At 47.8% G+C, this 15,474-nt stretch carries 16 protein-coding genes and 1 tRNA gene; 4 read left to right on the top strand and 13 right to left on the bottom strand.

Annotated features, from left to right (window positions below; all coding sequences use genetic code 11):
- Positions 1 to 27: 27 nt before the first annotated feature.
- The 11 genes from ACN0UY_RS00350 to ACN0UY_RS00300 all read right to left on the bottom strand — a co-directional run bounded on the left by ACN0UY_RS00350 (position 28) and on the right by ACN0UY_RS00300 (position 7,572).
- Positions 28 to 978, bottom strand: coding sequence for a DUF4097 family beta strand repeat-containing protein (locus ACN0UY_RS00350; protein ID WP_417664860.1), 951 nt, complete (start codon positions 976 to 978; stop codon positions 28 to 30).
- A gap of 12 nt (positions 979 to 990) precedes the next feature.
- Positions 991 to 1,521, bottom strand: coding sequence for a hypothetical protein (locus tag ACN0UY_RS00345; protein WP_417664859.1), 531 nt, complete (start codon positions 1,519 to 1,521; stop codon positions 991 to 993).
- A complete protein-coding gene (locus tag ACN0UY_RS00340) occupies positions 1,508 to 2,077 on the bottom strand; it encodes an RNA polymerase sigma factor (protein WP_417664858.1) in 570 nt (189 codons plus the stop codon). Before ACN0UY_RS00340 ends, ACN0UY_RS00345 begins: the two co-directional genes overlap by 14 nt.
- 156 nt (positions 2,078 to 2,233) lie before the next feature.
- Positions 2,234 to 2,686 carry a 50S ribosomal protein L9 gene (rplI, locus tag ACN0UY_RS00335; protein ID WP_417659509.1) on the bottom strand — a complete coding sequence of 151 codons (453 nt, stop codon included), beginning with the start codon at positions 2,684 to 2,686 and terminating at the stop codon, positions 2,234 to 2,236.
- 42 nt (positions 2,687 to 2,728) lie between these two features.
- Entirely contained in the window at positions 2,729 to 2,956 is a 228-nt protein-coding gene (gene rpsR, locus ACN0UY_RS00330) for a 30S ribosomal protein S18 (RefSeq protein ID WP_006956988.1), read from the bottom strand.
- Between the two features lie 10 nt (positions 2,957 to 2,966).
- Positions 2,967 to 3,269, bottom strand: a complete 303-nt coding sequence (priB, locus tag ACN0UY_RS00325) for a primosomal replication protein N (RefSeq protein ID WP_417664857.1) — start codon at positions 3,267 to 3,269, stop codon at positions 2,967 to 2,969.
- Between the two features lie 32 nt (positions 3,270 to 3,301).
- Entirely contained in the window at positions 3,302 to 3,676 is a 375-nt protein-coding gene (rpsF, locus tag ACN0UY_RS00320; protein ID WP_128352033.1) for a 30S ribosomal protein S6, read from the bottom strand.
- Positions 3,677 to 3,806: 130 nt separating this feature from the next.
- Positions 3,807 to 4,262 carry a hypothetical protein gene (locus ACN0UY_RS00315; protein ID WP_417664856.1) on the bottom strand — a complete coding sequence of 152 codons (456 nt, stop codon included), beginning with the start codon at positions 4,260 to 4,262 and terminating at the stop codon, positions 3,807 to 3,809.
- The gene (gene rlmB, locus ACN0UY_RS00310; RefSeq protein WP_417664855.1) at positions 4,252 to 4,998 is read right to left on the bottom strand and encodes a 23S rRNA (guanosine(2251)-2'-O)-methyltransferase RlmB; all 747 of its coding nucleotides are present in this window, start codon (positions 4,996 to 4,998) and stop codon (positions 4,252 to 4,254) included. Before rlmB ends, ACN0UY_RS00315 begins: the two co-directional genes overlap by 11 nt.
- 25 nt (positions 4,999 to 5,023) lie before the next feature.
- On the bottom strand, positions 5,024 to 7,378 hold the full coding sequence (gene rnr / locus ACN0UY_RS00305; protein WP_417664854.1) for a ribonuclease R: 2,355 nt from the start codon (positions 7,376 to 7,378) through the stop codon (positions 5,024 to 5,026).
- 107 nt (positions 7,379 to 7,485) lie between these two features.
- Positions 7,486 to 7,572 (bottom strand) — tRNA-Leu (locus tag ACN0UY_RS00300).
- Between the two features lie 190 nt (positions 7,573 to 7,762).
- Between ACN0UY_RS00300 and ACN0UY_RS00295 the strand changes: the two genes are divergently transcribed.
- Positions 7,763 to 8,302: an RDD family protein gene (locus ACN0UY_RS00295; protein ID WP_417664853.1), complete on the top strand. Its 540-nt coding sequence runs from the start codon at positions 7,763 to 7,765 to the stop codon at positions 8,300 to 8,302.
- Positions 8,303 to 8,331: 29 nt separating this feature from the next.
- On the opposite strand, the gene lptG is transcribed toward ACN0UY_RS00295, so the two are convergent.
- Positions 8,332 to 9,402: an LPS export ABC transporter permease LptG gene (gene lptG / locus ACN0UY_RS00290; RefSeq protein WP_417664852.1), complete on the bottom strand. Its 1,071-nt coding sequence runs from the start codon at positions 9,400 to 9,402 to the stop codon at positions 8,332 to 8,334.
- On the bottom strand, positions 9,402 to 10,508 hold the full coding sequence (gene lptF, locus ACN0UY_RS00285; RefSeq protein WP_417664851.1) for an LPS export ABC transporter permease LptF: 1,107 nt from the start codon (positions 10,506 to 10,508) through the stop codon (positions 9,402 to 9,404). Before lptF ends, lptG begins: the two co-directional genes overlap by 1 nt.
- A gap of 123 nt (positions 10,509 to 10,631) precedes the next feature.
- Between lptF and pepA the strand changes: the two genes are divergently transcribed.
- From pepA to ACN0UY_RS00270, 3 genes are read left to right on the top strand one after another with little or no spacing between them, the layout of a single operon-like run.
- Positions 10,632 to 12,137 (top strand): leucyl aminopeptidase, encoded by a 1,506-nt coding sequence (pepA, locus tag ACN0UY_RS00280; protein WP_417665891.1) that lies wholly within the window; start codon positions 10,632 to 10,634, stop codon positions 12,135 to 12,137.
- A 12-nt stretch (positions 12,138 to 12,149) separates the two neighbouring features.
- Positions 12,150 to 12,605, top strand: coding sequence for a DNA polymerase III subunit chi (locus ACN0UY_RS00275; protein ID WP_417664850.1), 456 nt, complete (start codon positions 12,150 to 12,152; stop codon positions 12,603 to 12,605).
- 18 nt (positions 12,606 to 12,623) lie between these two features.
- Complete coding sequence (locus ACN0UY_RS00270; RefSeq protein ID WP_417664849.1) at positions 12,624 to 15,473, top strand: valine--tRNA ligase; 2,850 nt, start codon at positions 12,624 to 12,626, stop codon at positions 15,471 to 15,473.
- Position 15,474 lies beyond the last annotated feature (1 nt).

The following is a 15,474-nucleotide window of genomic DNA, read 5'->3' as shown; positions in this document are numbered from 1 at the left end:
ACCGATTACACGTATTTACTAATAATATCAGTTAGATAGTGTGACATTACCACTCACAGTACCAAACCGCATTGAACCACTTCGCTCACCCAACTCAAGCTCCAGCTGTTCACCAATTCCAAATGGTGACTTCTGTGGTTTTGCATTACTGAGCTTATTGTGAATTGAACCGCCGGCACTTGTCTCAATGGTAATATCGGCATTGATGCTACCATTAAACTTCGCATCCACATCCCCACTCACACTCTCGACATTAATTCGTGCTTCCGGGCCAGCTGTTAGCTTCATGGTTACGTCGCCACTGACACTGTTCACCTGCAAGGATTCAACCGTTTGCAATGCCAATTCAACATCACCAGATACTGACTCTGCGCGCACCACAGCAGCATTCGTGCTAACCCGAACGTCACCGCTTACACTGGCATAAGTGGCGCGGCGGCTATCGCTATCGCTATCGCTAACGTCACCACTGACGCTGCTTAATGCAATTTCACCGGCTAAGTCGCGTGCATGAATATCACCACTAACCGACTCAAGCTTCACACCACCGGTTAATGCATTCGCTTTAATGTCGCCACTGACTGTTTTCAACATGCTTTGCGCAGTAAATTGTGACGCCGAGAAATCGACTGACACCCCTTTTGCCTCAACGCGAGCAGATGACGGCAGCGAAATGGTGAGTTCATTGCCGTCATTGTCGTTGTAACGACCACGCTTAGGCATTTCCACCTTAATGGTTAACGTATCCCCATTAAGTTCGAATATAAAACGCTCGGCATGCTCATCCAGCTTGCCTTTTACATGAGCGACGTTCTTATCCGTGCCCTTAATCATGACATCGCCGCGCATCGTTTCGACCACCACGCGCGCATTGCTCGGAATCGTCATTTCCTCGTCAACAGTTTTCCGTTCGGCGTGAACATTTGCTGATAGCGTCAGTACAACGCCACTCATAACCCATAACATTAATCGTTTCATCACTAACTCCTATTACGCCCGTTGCATGGTGCGCGGTTGTTGATACATGGTGCGCAATAGATCCAATTCCTGTTGATGAATCCACTGCAAAAATTGCCACAATTCTGCATTGTCCGGCTCTAATCGTAACTGCGCCGTAATTTGGGTTGCAGCGTCACGCAGTTGCTGCAATTCATTCTCTAATTCGCTAACCGATTGCTGGTAGCCAGCATCATTAAAGCTTGTTAACAAAACTTGGCGTTGCTGCTGGTGTTGTTCCGTTAGCATGGTTAGCAAGTCGATACCTTGATGGTTGGGGATGGGGGCGTTGTTCTGGTGCATAGCACTCAACATGACGCCAGTCATAACCAGCACGGTTGCTGCTGTTGCCGAAAGCCAAGCCATCCAACTGTTGCGCCCTATCGACACCTTAACTTGAGAACGGCTAATGCTCGCCTCAATCCCCCGCCATAAATCTTTATTGGGGCTAACCTCTGCATGCTTGTCAGCAACGTCAGAAATTAGTTCGTCGAGCTTAGATGATGAACTCTTAGATACTGTCATGGCTCAACCACTCCTCCAACAACGTACGTGCCCGATGCACTTGTGCTTTACTCGTACCAACCGCAATACCTAACTCGCTTGCCACATCTTCATGCCGCATCCCCTCTATGCAATGCAAAACAAAGGCCCAGCGCGTCTGCGGTGGCAGCCTTTGGATGAGCTTATCTAACTCACCCAAATCTGGACTGTCTTCGTGCGTAAGCTCTTGCTCAACCGCATGCTGATCGTCACCAACAAACTGTAAATGATTTAATCTGCGAGATTGCTGTCTCAGCTCGGATATAGCAACTCGAGTCGCTACGGTATGCAACCAAGTACTAAATTTGCTATCACCACGAAAATTAGCTAAGTACTTCCAAACCTGAATAAAAACTTCCTGAGTTAAATCATTTGCCGTATCCAAATTCCCAGCTAAGCGCATCACCAATCCATAAACCCGCCGATGATGCCGATCATAGAGCTGTCTAAATGCAATCAAATCACCCTCAGCAGCGCGCTTCACCAGCGCCTTATCGGGATCATCGAAGTGTGCATGTGTTACCACCTGAGCTGTCACAGTAGTTCCTTTTAGTCGGTCAGATGCATTCATCAATAACTTCAGTCATAAGGTTAGTCGCCCACCTTTCCCCAAAGGTTTATATCGCTTCAAAAAAAAACAAAAAAAAAGCTGTCCAAATGGACAGCTTTTCTATTTTTTGCTTTGACTGATTGCTTAGTCAGCAGCAACAACTTGCAATTTAACAGTAGCAAATACGTCTGAGTGCAAGTGCAACTCGATGTCGTATTCGCCAACTTCACGCAAGGTGCCGTTTGGCATTAACACTTCGGACTTAGCAACTTCAGCGCCAGCAGCAGTTACTGCATCAGCGATGTCACGAGTACCGATTGAACCAAACAATTTACCTTCGTCACCAGCTTTAGAGCTGATTACAATAGGTTCAAGTGCATTAATTTTTTCTGCACGTGCTTGAGCAGCGGCTAACTCTTCAGCAAGTTTTGCTTCAAGTTCAGCACGACGGCCTTCAAATACTTTAATGTTCGCTTCGGTAGCAGGAACTGCTTTACCTTGTGGGAACAAAAAGTTACGTGCATAACCAGACTTAACTGAAACTTGGTCGCCCAAGCTACCTAAGTTGGCAATTTTGTCTAATAGAATGATTTCCATTGTACGCTACCTCTGAGTCTCTGAGATCGTTCGCGATGCGGCTTACTGATGTGAATCAGTATAAGGCAGCAAAGATAAGTAACGTGCACGTTTGATTGCACGCGCCAACTGACGCTGGTACTTCGCAGAAGTTCCAGTGATGCGGCTAGGAACGATTTTGCCACTCTCAGTAATATAGTTTTTCAGAGTAGCGATATCTTTATAATCAATTTCTTTAACGCCTTCAGCCTTAAAGCGGCAGAATTTACGGCGACGGAAAAAACGAGCCATGATGGTCTCCTCAAATCTTCACAAGTTGCTGGGCATGTAGTACCAATTTGCCAATCCCGTTTCTATCTTCAATACGATTCAAAAAACCGGTGACTTGTACTGCACTTCCAACGTTTAATTCTTTTGCCCATTGTGGTGCTAATTCGCCACTCATAACCACGGTAATGCGAACATAACTGCGGCGAGGGAGTCCGGCTTCGATTTGTTCCGACTGATGTTCCAGTACAAATCTCAAATGGCTAATGCCAGCCGGGCTGTGCGTTAACTGTGGCGGTTTAATAATTTCGCCGCTCAGTTGATAGTTATTTTGCACAGGCTCCACAATAGTAGACTCAACGGTTTGGCTTACGCCGCTTCGTTGTCGTCTTGCTCTTCGTTACGGCTATCAGATTTACGCGGTTCTTCTTTCTTGCTCATATGAGAAGCTTCAGTTTCAGCTTCTTTTTTGCGCATGATCATGTTGCGTAATACTGCGTCGTTGTAGCGGAAAGCTGTTTCCAGCTCATCAACAACTTCTGACGTCGCTTCGATGTTCATCAACACATAGTGTGCTTTGTGCAACTTGTTGATTGGGTAAGCCAATTGACGACGGCCCCAGTCTTCTAGACGATGAATGGTACCGTTACCCTGTTTGATGGTCTCGCTGTAACGCTCGATCATGCCAGGGACTTGCTCGCTCTGGTCTGGATGGACCATGAATACGATTTCATAATGACGCATTTCTGCTCCTTATGGTTCATAGCTACTAACTGGCTCAGTCGCACCCTCAGCAGCAAGGAACGCTTTTTAATTGAAATTTAATACTTCAGACTGATTTAAGCCGCGGGAGTGTAGCCGATATTGCGCGCAATCACAAGTTTGATTGTGCGTTGTGGCCATTTTCAACAAGTTGAATGAGTATTTTTACAAACTGTTCCGGCAAAGCAGCATAACTATCGGCTGGCCCTTGCACTTTAAACCGCTGCACCGATTGACTTAGGCCATCTGAGGCTGGTGCTTCCAAATTTCCCATGAGCACCAATAATTGCTCCGAGGTTACCGTAACGGTAAGCTGCCAAGCACGCGGTTCAAGTTGGTCTAACAAGCGCCACTCATGACGCTGCTCAATACGCTGTTGCACATCAAAGGCAACATCTTCAAGGTGCTGCACATTCACATCGCCTTGAATTTCATAACTGACATACAGAAACGGTTTGTTCGAACGTTGTTCGGGAGTTAAATCACCCATAGGCAGCCAAGCCAACGCCAACATGACCACCACCAGCGCCACTAAAAACAGCGGCAACCAACTGCGTTTAAACGCCATGGCGTTGTCTCACTACTTCGTACAAACACACACCGGTCGCGACCGAGACATTTAAGCTACTCACAGTACCCAGCAATGGAATCTTGATGAGCTCATCACAAGTTTCTCGGGTGAGGCGGCGCATGCCATCACCTTCAGCTCCCATAACAATCGCAACAGGCCCTGTGTAATCAACTTCGTACAAGCTTTTACTTGCTTCACCAGCTGTGCCCACAACCCACACCTGCTTGTCTTGCAACTGGCGCAACGTACGAGCTAGGTTGGTCACTTGCACAAATGGGATGGCCTCAACCGCTCCGCTTGCAACTTTACGTACGGTTGGGTTAATCGATGCAGACTTGTCTTTAGGTACTATTACCGCGGTAACGCCAGCCGCATCGGCTGTGCGCATGCATGCACCAAGGTTGTGCGGGTCGGTAACGCCATCTAACACCAAGAACAGGGCTTTATTGCCAAACTTATCAATCAACCCATCAAGGTCATTTTCGTTGAGCTGTGGCGCTTCCAATGCGGTAATTGCTATCCCTTGGTGATTGCCACCTTCGGCCTTTTTATCCAACGTAGCCTTGGGCACAAATTGCACCCGAATACCTAAGCGTTGGGTTAAACTCACTAATTCCTGTAGTGATTTATCTTGCCGCTCGCGAGTGGCGAAAACTTCAACCAAGCGTTCAGGATGCTGCTCTAACAATGAACGCACTGAATGCATTCCAAAAATTGTAACTTTTTTACTCATTTTTTAACGGCTCACGATACATAATTTATGAATTATTTTTAGCTTTTGGCTTTCGGCCTTTTCGCGCAGCCTCTTTGGCTTTTCGCTTCGATTTGATCCGCGCTTTCGTCACATTTTTCTTGTGTTTCTTGCTCGGTTCTTTAACCGGTTTCTCTTTATCTCGTTTGCTCGCTGGCATCCGGTCTTTTCCGGTTGGGCTCTCTGCCGACAGCAGCTCTAAGTCAATTTTCCGCTCATCAAGGTTAACCGACTTCACACGGATACGTACTTTATCGCCCAAGCGATAAACGCGTCGGCTATTCTCGCCGATCAGTAACTGGCGCGCGCCGTCGAACTGATAGTAATCGTTATCTAAATTACTGATGTGAACCAGACCATCAATTTGCATATTATCGATACGAACGAACAAACCGAAATTGGTTACTGCTGCAATTACGCCAGTGAACTCAGAGCCAACATGGTCGCGCATATATTCGCATTTAAGCCATTCATCCACTTGCCGCGTTGCATCATCCGCACGCCGCTCAGTCATCGAGCAATGCGCACCCAGCTCATCGAGTTGTTCATCCGGATACATCCACGCACCTTCAAGTGCTGGCGAAGGCCCTTGTTGCTTTTTCAACAGTGCTTTAATCGCACGATGCAAAACTAAGTCTGGGTAACGTCGAATTGGCGACGTAAAATGCGCGTATTCATCAAGTGCTAAACCAAAATGCCCAGCATTGTCTGGGCTGTAAACCGCTTGTTGCATAGAACGCAACAACATGGTTTGAATCAATTCAGCATCAGGCCGTTCCGCCACTTGCTTCAAAACTTCTGAGTAGTCATGCGGGCTTGGGTCATCGCCACCTGTCATGGTAATACCAAGTTCGCCCAAGAAGCTGCGGAATGCGCTAAGGCGCTCGGCTGCTGGTGGCTCGTGAATACGAAATAGAGCGCCAGCTTCTTCGTGCGCTTCTATTAAACGCGCAGTCGAAACGTTCGCCATAATCATACATTCTTCAATGATGGTATGGGCCACGTTGCGGCGTACCGGTTCAATGGATTCAATTTTGCGCTGAGCATTAAATATAAAACGCGTTTCGAGTGTTTCAAATTCGATTGCAGCACGTTGTTGACGGGCCTTTTTGAGTACTTTGAATAAGCCGTGTAAGTGCTCAATATTCCCCATGACATGATCGTAATCTTTGCGTAACTTCGGGTCGCCATCCAAAATGGCGGCAACCTTGGTATACGTCAGCCGTGCATGTGACTTCATGACTGCAGGGTAAAACTTCGAGTGCGTCAGCTTGCCCTTAGCATTGATATCCATCTCAGCAACCATGCACAACCTGTCGACATCCGGATTCAACGAGCACAGACCATTCGACAGTTTCTCTGGTAACATCGGTACCACGAAGTTTGGAAAATAGACGGAATTACCGCGTTCCAGCGCATCTTTATCCAGCGCGGTATTCGGGCGCACATAATAACTTACGTCAGCAATCGCGACCCATAGGCGCCAACCATCACCTTGCGGCTGCGCGCAAACTGCATCATCAAAATCTCGAGAATCGTCACCATCGATGGTGATTAACGGTAACTCACGAAGATCGGTACGCCCTTCATAGGCTTCCGGTGGCACGGTCTCGCCAAAACGCGCAAGTTCTTTCTCTACAGCTGGCGACCATTGGTTCGGAATATCATGCTCACGAATAGCAATCTCGATTTCCATACCAGGCGCCATATGCTCACCGAGCACCTTGGTCACTGTACCGATAGGGCTGCTACGTCGGGACGGTCGCTTGGTTACTTCGACAACCACAATTTGGCCATGGCGCGCGCCGGCAGACTGCTCTTCTGGAATAAGAATATCTTGGCAGATTCGGCTATCATCTGGCACCACTGTTGCAATGTTATGCTCAACAAAATAGCGCCCGACAATATCACCTTGGCGTGGCTCAATTACACGCACTACACGGCCTTCGATACGGCCTTTACTGTCGGTGCCCTGTTGCTGAACCAGTACTTTATCGCCATGCAGTACGTTATACATTTGGTGATGCGGGATAAACAGATCACTGCCGCCTTCATCAGGGCGGCAAAAACCAAAGCCATCACGGTGACCGATGATGCGGCCTTTAATTAAGCTCATCCGTTCTGGTAGCCCATAGGCGTTGGCTTTGGTGTAGATAAGTTGGCCATCACGCTCCATTGCGCGCAATCGACGTTTCATACCGATGTGCTGACGCTCATCAGTAAGATTAAATTTTTCAACCAGCTCTTCGAAGCTGATCGGCTTTAAGCGTGCTTCAACAGCGTCAAGCAATTGCTCGCGCGACGGGATCTCGACTTCGTATTCAGGTGCATCGGCAACTGAGTTGTTGTCTTTTTGGGTCATAATTCCTCGATAATGGGTCAACGCCATGTTGCATTGACAAGAATACCCTAAGCATAACAGACAAAAACAATATTGGTTAAATCAAACACGGGGGATATTCAAAGAAGTGGTGCCTAGGGTCGGACTCGAACCGACACGTTGTTTCCAACGGCGGATTTTGAATCCGCTGCGTCTACCAATTTCGCCACCCAGGCACTGGGGACTTTGCGCTAGCTTGGCTAGCTGAAGTATGGTGCGCATTATACTGAACAGTTGAAGCCGATCAAGATATTTTCGTGAACAATTGACCGTTCGACTATTTCCTAACCAACCGACTGCAAAAATTTATGCTCCACAGACATTTTTAGTTAAGATACCGCCAGTTAATTTTAATTTGAGATACTCATGACTGAACCAACTGCACTCGACGATACGCCGCCACGCTCAACTGCGCAGATTCACGCAAGCTTCCCCAGCGCCAGTTTTCTTCGCCGCTTAGCTGCTATGGTTTATGACTTATTGGTTGCTGTTGCCATTTTAATGTTGGCCACAGGGCTTGCTCTTATTCTACCCGCAGTGCTGAACCACATGGATGTGATACAACTTTCGGATGATTTCAGCGCAGCTGATTGGCTGAACAAAACACCGTTGTTTGGTATTTACCTATTGAGTATTTTGGCAGCATTCTTCTGCTGGTTTTGGTGGCGCAGTGGGCAAACCGTTGGCATGCGCGCATGGCGCTTAAAAGTTCAACAGCGTGACGGTTCACGACTTACCAAAAAGCAGGCCGTGATACGCGTGCTTACGTGTGCCTTCGGGCTAGGTAACTTGTGGGTGTTGGTTGATTTTAAAAACCGCCGCGCATGGCATGATTATGCAGCAAATACCGAATTGGTGACCTTATCAAAAGAAGCTAACCAACTGTATTATTGGAAAGAGCTGTAACAACCGCCGACCGATTTAATACGGCGTCGTTAACTACCCCGGCGCCCCATCATCCACAACGCCCAGCCAGCAAACAGTAAGCTGGGTAGCAGTGCGCCAAACACTGGTGGCAATTGATAAACTTGAGCCATAGGGCCAAATATTTCATTACTGACATGGAAACCGAAGCCGGTAATCACACCCAGCAATATACGAGCGCCCATGGTCGTTGAGCGTAACGGGCCGAAAATAAATGACAGTGCAACCAACAACATCACTGCCACAGTAACTGGGGCGAGCAATTTGCGCCATAAAGCCAATTCATAACGTTCTGCAGCTTGCTTATTTGTCTTCAGGTATTCCAAATAATCAATCAGTCCGCGAATTGACAACGATTCAGGTTTAACTGTCACAACACCCAACTTGTCAGGGGTTAATGATGATTCCCACATAAATGAATCTTGCGTGTTTTGAATAATACGATCGATGGTGTACTCGGTTTGAGTAACCTTCGACAGGCGCCATTTGTCTGCCGTGAACGTTGCTGATTGCCCCTGCGTTATTGACTCGAGTTCATTTTGATCATCAAAGTTGTAAATCGTTACATCACGCAAACGACCGGTATTTTCAACTTCGCCAATATTCACAAAGCTCAGCCCATCGCGAGCCCAAATACCTTGTTGGGCAGATATTAAGCTGCCGCCCGAAATAGCGCGGGCGCGGAGTTCACGCCCATGCGATTCTAATTCCGGTGCAACCCACTCGCCCATAGCCATAACAGCTAGCATCATGATAACCGCCGCTTTCATAACCGACGCAACGATATTTAAACGCGAGCGTCCAGCGGCCAACATCACCACCAGTTCTGAATTGCTAGCCAACATGCCCATGCCAATCAAGCCGCCAAGTAATGCCGCCATCGGAAAGAAAACCTCAATGTCGCGAGGTAAGCTGTACAGTACGAAGAGCCCCGCATCCGCAACCGAATAGGTGCCCTTGCCGACTGACTTCAGTTGTTCGACAAAACGGAGCAGACTCGAGAGCCCACTTAAAACCGCCAAGCTCAGTAGCGAAGTGACTAATACCGAGCGCGCGATGTAGCGATCCAAAATGGAAAACATCACTTTGACCTCTTCAGTTTAGCCATTACTCTCAAACCCCACGGGCGCCCTTTTCCAATTAATAGAATGCCACATACCAATAATAAAACGTGTATCCACCATAAGCCTATGGTGGGGTTAATCGCCCCGTCAGCAACGGCTGAACGCGCGGCCATTAGAATTAAGAAATACCCTAAATAAATAAGTAAAGCAGGCGCCATTCGCCCAAATTTCCCTTGGCGCGGATTTACACGGCTTAACGGTACAGCAATAAGGGTAAGTAATGGCATAGCCAGAGGGATTGCAATGCGCCACTGCAACTCAGCCTGCGCTTCAGGATTGGTCTCGTTCATCAACTCGAGCGTGCTGTAGGCTTCCAGCTTACGAATGTACTCGGAACCTTCTTGTTCTTTAATCTGCAATTGATAGTCATCAAATTGCATGATTTGAAATTCGCCTTCTACAAAACTTTGGGCATAACGCATACCATTGGAAAGTACTAAAGTTTGCGCGCCAGTTTCAGCAGCGATAACGCTACCTCTGTCGGCCATGACGACGCTGCCGCCAATAACTTTGTTATCTTCGTCACGTAGCGACTGGGCCACGAATACTTCATCAAGATCGCCGTTATCGTTCAGGCCTTGCACATAAATAACAGCTTTTTGGTTACTCGCTTGCTGGAAACGTCCAGGCATGATCACACTCAATCCAGTTTCGCTGCGTGCTTTTTCCTCAACCACGCGTTCCTGTTCAAGCGACCATGGCACCAAATATAAAGTTAGCGCAGCAGTGCTGACGGCAAGAACCAAAGACAAAACTAACGTAACGCGGGTTACATACCATTCACTGACACCGCAGGCGTGAAATACCGTCATTTCGTTATCGGCATAAATACGACCATGAGCCAGCAAAATACCGAGAAATAGACTTAAAGGGAGAATAAGTGCAGCTAATGCGGGAAGATTTAACCCAAGTAACTGAATTACAATGTTACTAGGTATTTCGCCCGCAGAAGCGTCCGCTAGAACCCGAACGAACTTCTGGCTCACGAAAATGGTCATGAGCACCGTTAATACGGCGATCTGAGACTTAAATGTTTCACGTATTAAATAGCGAAATATACGCACTGAGACCCACTCTTAACATTGCTTTTTACTGGAAATGCTGCGAATTTTAAGTAAACTTGTCGTTTTCACAAGAATTATTCTATGACAGCTATCTACTGTCAACCGCAGCAAACGGGAGCACATATGGAGTTCAGCGTAAAAAGCGGCAGTCCTGAGAAACAACGATCTGCCTGTGTCGTGGTCGGTGTCTACGAACCACGTCGCCTATCCGGTGTAGCAGAACAACTTGATAAAGTTAGCGGCGGATACCTAAGTAACCTCCTGCGCCGCGGTGACCTTGAAGGTAAATCCGGGCAAATGCTGCTGCTACACAACGTTCCTAATATTTTTAGCGAGCGCGTTCTTCTCGTTGGTTGCGGCAAAGAACGCGAACTCGATGAACGTCAGTATAAACAAATTATTGAAAAAACCATCCATACTTTAAACGAAACCGGTTCAATGGAAGCAGTTTGCTTTCTGAGTGAACTGCACGTTAAGGGTCGCGACACCTATTGGAAGGTGCGCCAAGCCGTTGAAGCAGCTCAAAGTGGCCTCTATACCTTTAACCAATTAAAAACCCGAAAAGAAGAGCCACGACGCCCGTTAAGAAAATTAGTGTTCAACGTGCCGACGCGTCGCGAGTTACCGCTTAGCGAAAAAGCTATCACACATGGCCTAGCCATCGCAAAAGGCATGTCACTGTGTCGTGATGTTGCCAATATGCCACCGAATATTTGCACGCCGCGCTACTTAGCTGAACGCTCAGAAGAGCTCGCAAGTAATTACGAAAAGCTGTCTTTTACTGCGGTTACCGAACAGGAAATGGCAGAATTAGGTATGAATGCCTATTTGGCTGTAGGCCGCGGATCTGAAAATGAGTCGGTATTAAGCTTACTTCATTATCAAGGAACCAGCAGCGAACAGGCTCCTATTGTGCTCGTTGGCAAAGGTTTAACCTTTGACGCTGGTGGCATCTCAATAAAGCCAGCCGCCAATATGGATGAAATGAAATATGATATGGGCGGTGCAGCAGCGGTTTTGGGTGCAATGCAATCCATTGCTGAGCTGCAGCTTCCTATTAACGTTATCGGCGCCATAGCAGGCTGCGAAAATATGCCTGATGGCCGCGCCTACCGTCCCGGTGACGTGTTAACCACCATGAGTGGTCAAACTGTTGAGGTGCTGAACACAGATGCCGAAGGTCGTTTAGTTTTATGCGACACGTTAAGCTATGTTGAGCGCTTTGAGCCCGAAGCGGTCGTTGACATCGCAACCTTAACAGGTGCTTGTATTATAGCTCTGGGTCATCATGCCAGCGGCCTGATGAGCAGTCACAACCCACTTGCTCATGAATTGTTGTCTGCATCTGAGCAAAGTGGTGACAGAGCGTGGCGTTTGCCGCTATGGGACGAGTATCAAGATGCACTGGATAGCCCATTTGCTGATATGGCCAACTTGGGCGGACGCGATGCGGGTACCATAACCGCAGCTTGTTTCTTGTCGCGATTCACCAAAAAATATCATTGGGCGCACCTTGATATAGCTGGAACGGCATGGCGTAGTGGCGCCAAAAAAGGCGCTACCGGGCGCCCCGTACCGCTATTAACGCAGTTTATTATCAATCGCACCGCATCTGGTGATCAGGACTAATTCGGGCAGCTCATGGCACAAGGTATTTTCTATGTACTCGATGGCTTAAACGACCAGCAACAGCTGCAATTTTTTTGCGAGCGTATAGCGAGTGCTTGGCGCGAATACCGCAGTGTGCGAGTCTGGTGTGCTGACCAAGCGACCGCCGAGCAGCTGGATGAAGCGCTCTGGCAGGCTCCTGGAGATGCGTTTGTGCCCCACAACTTAGTTGGTGAAGGCCCGGCTCAAGGAGCGCCTGTAGAGCTCTGCTGGCCCCAGGCAAATGTGCCGAAGCGCCGCACTGCTGCAGTCGTGAACTTAATGTCCGAAATACCCGATTGGCAAGGTGCTCGCATGATTATTGAACGCGTTCCAAGCGACGAAAATGCACGGCAACAAGCGCGCGAACGCTACAAAACCTATCGCGGTCAGCATGTAGAACTGCAAACTATCAAAGCATCTGAACAGATGAATTCATCAACCAAATAGAACGAAGTGAAGGTTTCTATGGATAAAACGTATTCCCCGCAAGCGATCGAGCAAGCTCTCTATAAAACTTGGGAAGAGCGAGGCTACTTTAAGCCGTCAGGCCAAGGCGATGCCTATTGCATTATGATCCCGCCACCCAATGTCACTGGCAGCTTGCACATGGGCCATGCGTTTCAGCACACCATCATGGATACGCTCACGCGCTATAAACGGATGGACGGGTATAACACACTTTGGCAGGTTGGTAGCGATCATGCCGGCATTGCCACGCAGATGGTCGTTGAGAGACAACTGGCAGCACAAGGCCAAACGCGTCAAGAACTTGGTCGTGATGCGTTTATTGATAAGATTTGGGATTGGAAAGCACAATCAGGTGGAACAATTACTTCGCAAATGCGTCGGTTAGGTGATTCCGTCGACTGGGATCGTGAACGCTTCACTATGGACGATGGTCTGTCAGAGGCGGTGCAGGAAGTGTTTGTGCGTTTGCATGAAGAGAACCTCATTTATCGTGGCAAACGATTGGTGAACTGGGACCCGAAACTGCAAACAGCAATTTCAGATCTTGAAGTTGAAAACAAAGAACAACAAGGTCACATTTGGCACTTGCGTTACCCGCTTGCCGACGGTGCCAGCACCGCGGATGGTAAAAATTATTTAGTCGTAGCAACCACGCGACCTGAAACTATGCTGGGTGACGTGTGCATTGCTGTGCATCCCGATGACGAGCGTTACCAAAGCTTGGTTGGCAAATTTGTTGAATTGCCACTTGTTGGTCGCAAGGTACCAATCATTGCTGACAGCTATGTCGATAAGGAATTCGGCACTGGCTGTGTGAAAATCACCCCAGCCCATGATTTTAACGACTATGAAATTGGTAAGCGCAATAGTTTACCGATGATTGCGGTACTTGATGATCATGCTCACGTTCGCTCAGTTGCAGGCCTTTACACGCCTACCGGTGAAAGCTTAGATAATATCGATGCGTTTGATGGCACGCTCCCAGCTGCGTATCAGGGGCTAGATAGATTTGATGCACGCAAGAAAATTGTCGCCGATTTCGATGCCCTCGGGTTACTCGACAAAACTGAACAACACACCAACAAAGTGCCTTACGGCGACCGCGGTGGTGTGCCGATTGAACCCCATTTGACCGACCAGTGGTACGTGCGGGTTGCTCCCATGGCAGAAGTTGCCACGAAAGCAGTTGAAGATGGTGAGATTCAATTTGTTCCAAAACAATATGAGAACATGTATTTCTCTTGGATGCGTGATATTCAAGACTGGTGTATTTCACGTCAACTATGGTGGGGCCATCGCATTCCAGCATGGTACGACGCCGATGGAAACGTTTATGTGGGGCGCGATGAGCAAGAAGTGCGCACCAAACACAACCTCGGTGATATTAAACTAAATCAAGATGAAGACGTGCTCGATACCTGGTTTTCGTCTGCACTTTGGACTTTCTCAACTCTTGGTTGGCCGAAACAAACTGAAGATTTAAAAACCTTTCACCCAACCGACGTGTTGGTAACGGGATTCGATATTATTTTCTTCTGGGTTGCACGCATGATTATGATGACCATGCACTTCTTAAAGGATGAAAATGGTAAGCCTCAAGTTCCGTTTAAAACCGTTTACGTAACCGGTCTTATTCGCGATGAAGAAGGCCAAAAAATGTCGAAGTCGAAAGGTAATGTGCTCGACCCATTAGACATGATTGACGGTATCGACTTAGACACGTTAGTAAACAAACGTACGGCGAATATGATGCAGCCTCAGTTAGAGGCAAAAATCAAAAAACGTACACAAAAGCAATTCCCTGAAGGCATCTCTGCACATGGTACTGATGCACTGCGCTTTACCTTGGCAGCATTGGCCTCAACCGGGCGCGATATTAACTGGGACATGAAGCGACTCGAAGGCTATCGTAATTTCTGTAATAAACTATGGAATGCGAGCCGTTATGTGCTGATGAACACGGAAGAGCAAGACTGTGGCCAAGCTGGCGGTGAAATGGAATTATCATTAGCTGATCAGTGGATCATTGAGCAGTTTAACGACACCGTGAAGCAATTCCGTAGCGCCTTAGACAACTACCGTTTTGATCAGGCCGCAGGTATCGCTTATGAGTTCACATGGAACCAGTTCTGTGACTGGTACTTGGAATTGACTAAGCCAATTCTGTTCAACGGTTCTGAGGCTCAGTTGCGTGGCACCCGTCATACACTTATTACAGTGCTTGAACAGCTATTGCGGTTACTGCACCCATTATTGCCATTTATTACTGAAGAGATTTGGCAACGGGTTGCACCATTAGCTGGTGTAACCGGTGAAACCATCATGTTGCAAGCCTATCCGCAAGTACAGGCAGAACGCTTTGCAACTGCCCGTGATGACATGGAATGGTTAAAACAGGTCATTGTCGCCGTACGTAATATTCGTGGCGAAATGAATTTATCACCGAGCAAACCGCTACCTGTGCTTTTCAAAAACGCGGATGCAACGGCACAGCAACGTCTTGAGAGTAATGCCAGCTTCTTGAGCGCATTAGCAAAACTTGAGTCAGTGACCTTCTTAACGGCTAGCGAAGAAGCGCCTGCCAGCGCAACAGCGCTCGTTGGACGTATGGAGATTCACATTCCTATGGCAGGTTTGATCGATACTGCTGCCGAGTTGGCACGGTTAGATAAAGCTATTGAAAAAGCGCAGAAAGAAGTCGATTTATTTAGCCGTAAGCTAAGCAACGAAAATTTTGTTAGCAAAGCCCCGGCTGAAGTGATTGATAAAGAGCGCGCTAAACAGGCTGAAGCCATAGAAACTCTGCAACAACTGCAGCAGCAACGCCAAAAAATCGCCGCGCTTTAAG

Origin of the sequence: Pseudidiomarina sp. (genome assembly GCF_048268165.1) — a bacterium.
Taxonomy (GTDB): Bacteria; Pseudomonadota; Gammaproteobacteria; order Enterobacterales; family Alteromonadaceae; genus Pseudidiomarina.
Note: the sequence above shows the minus strand (reverse complement) of the source record. Positions and strands in the feature narration are given on the sequence as shown.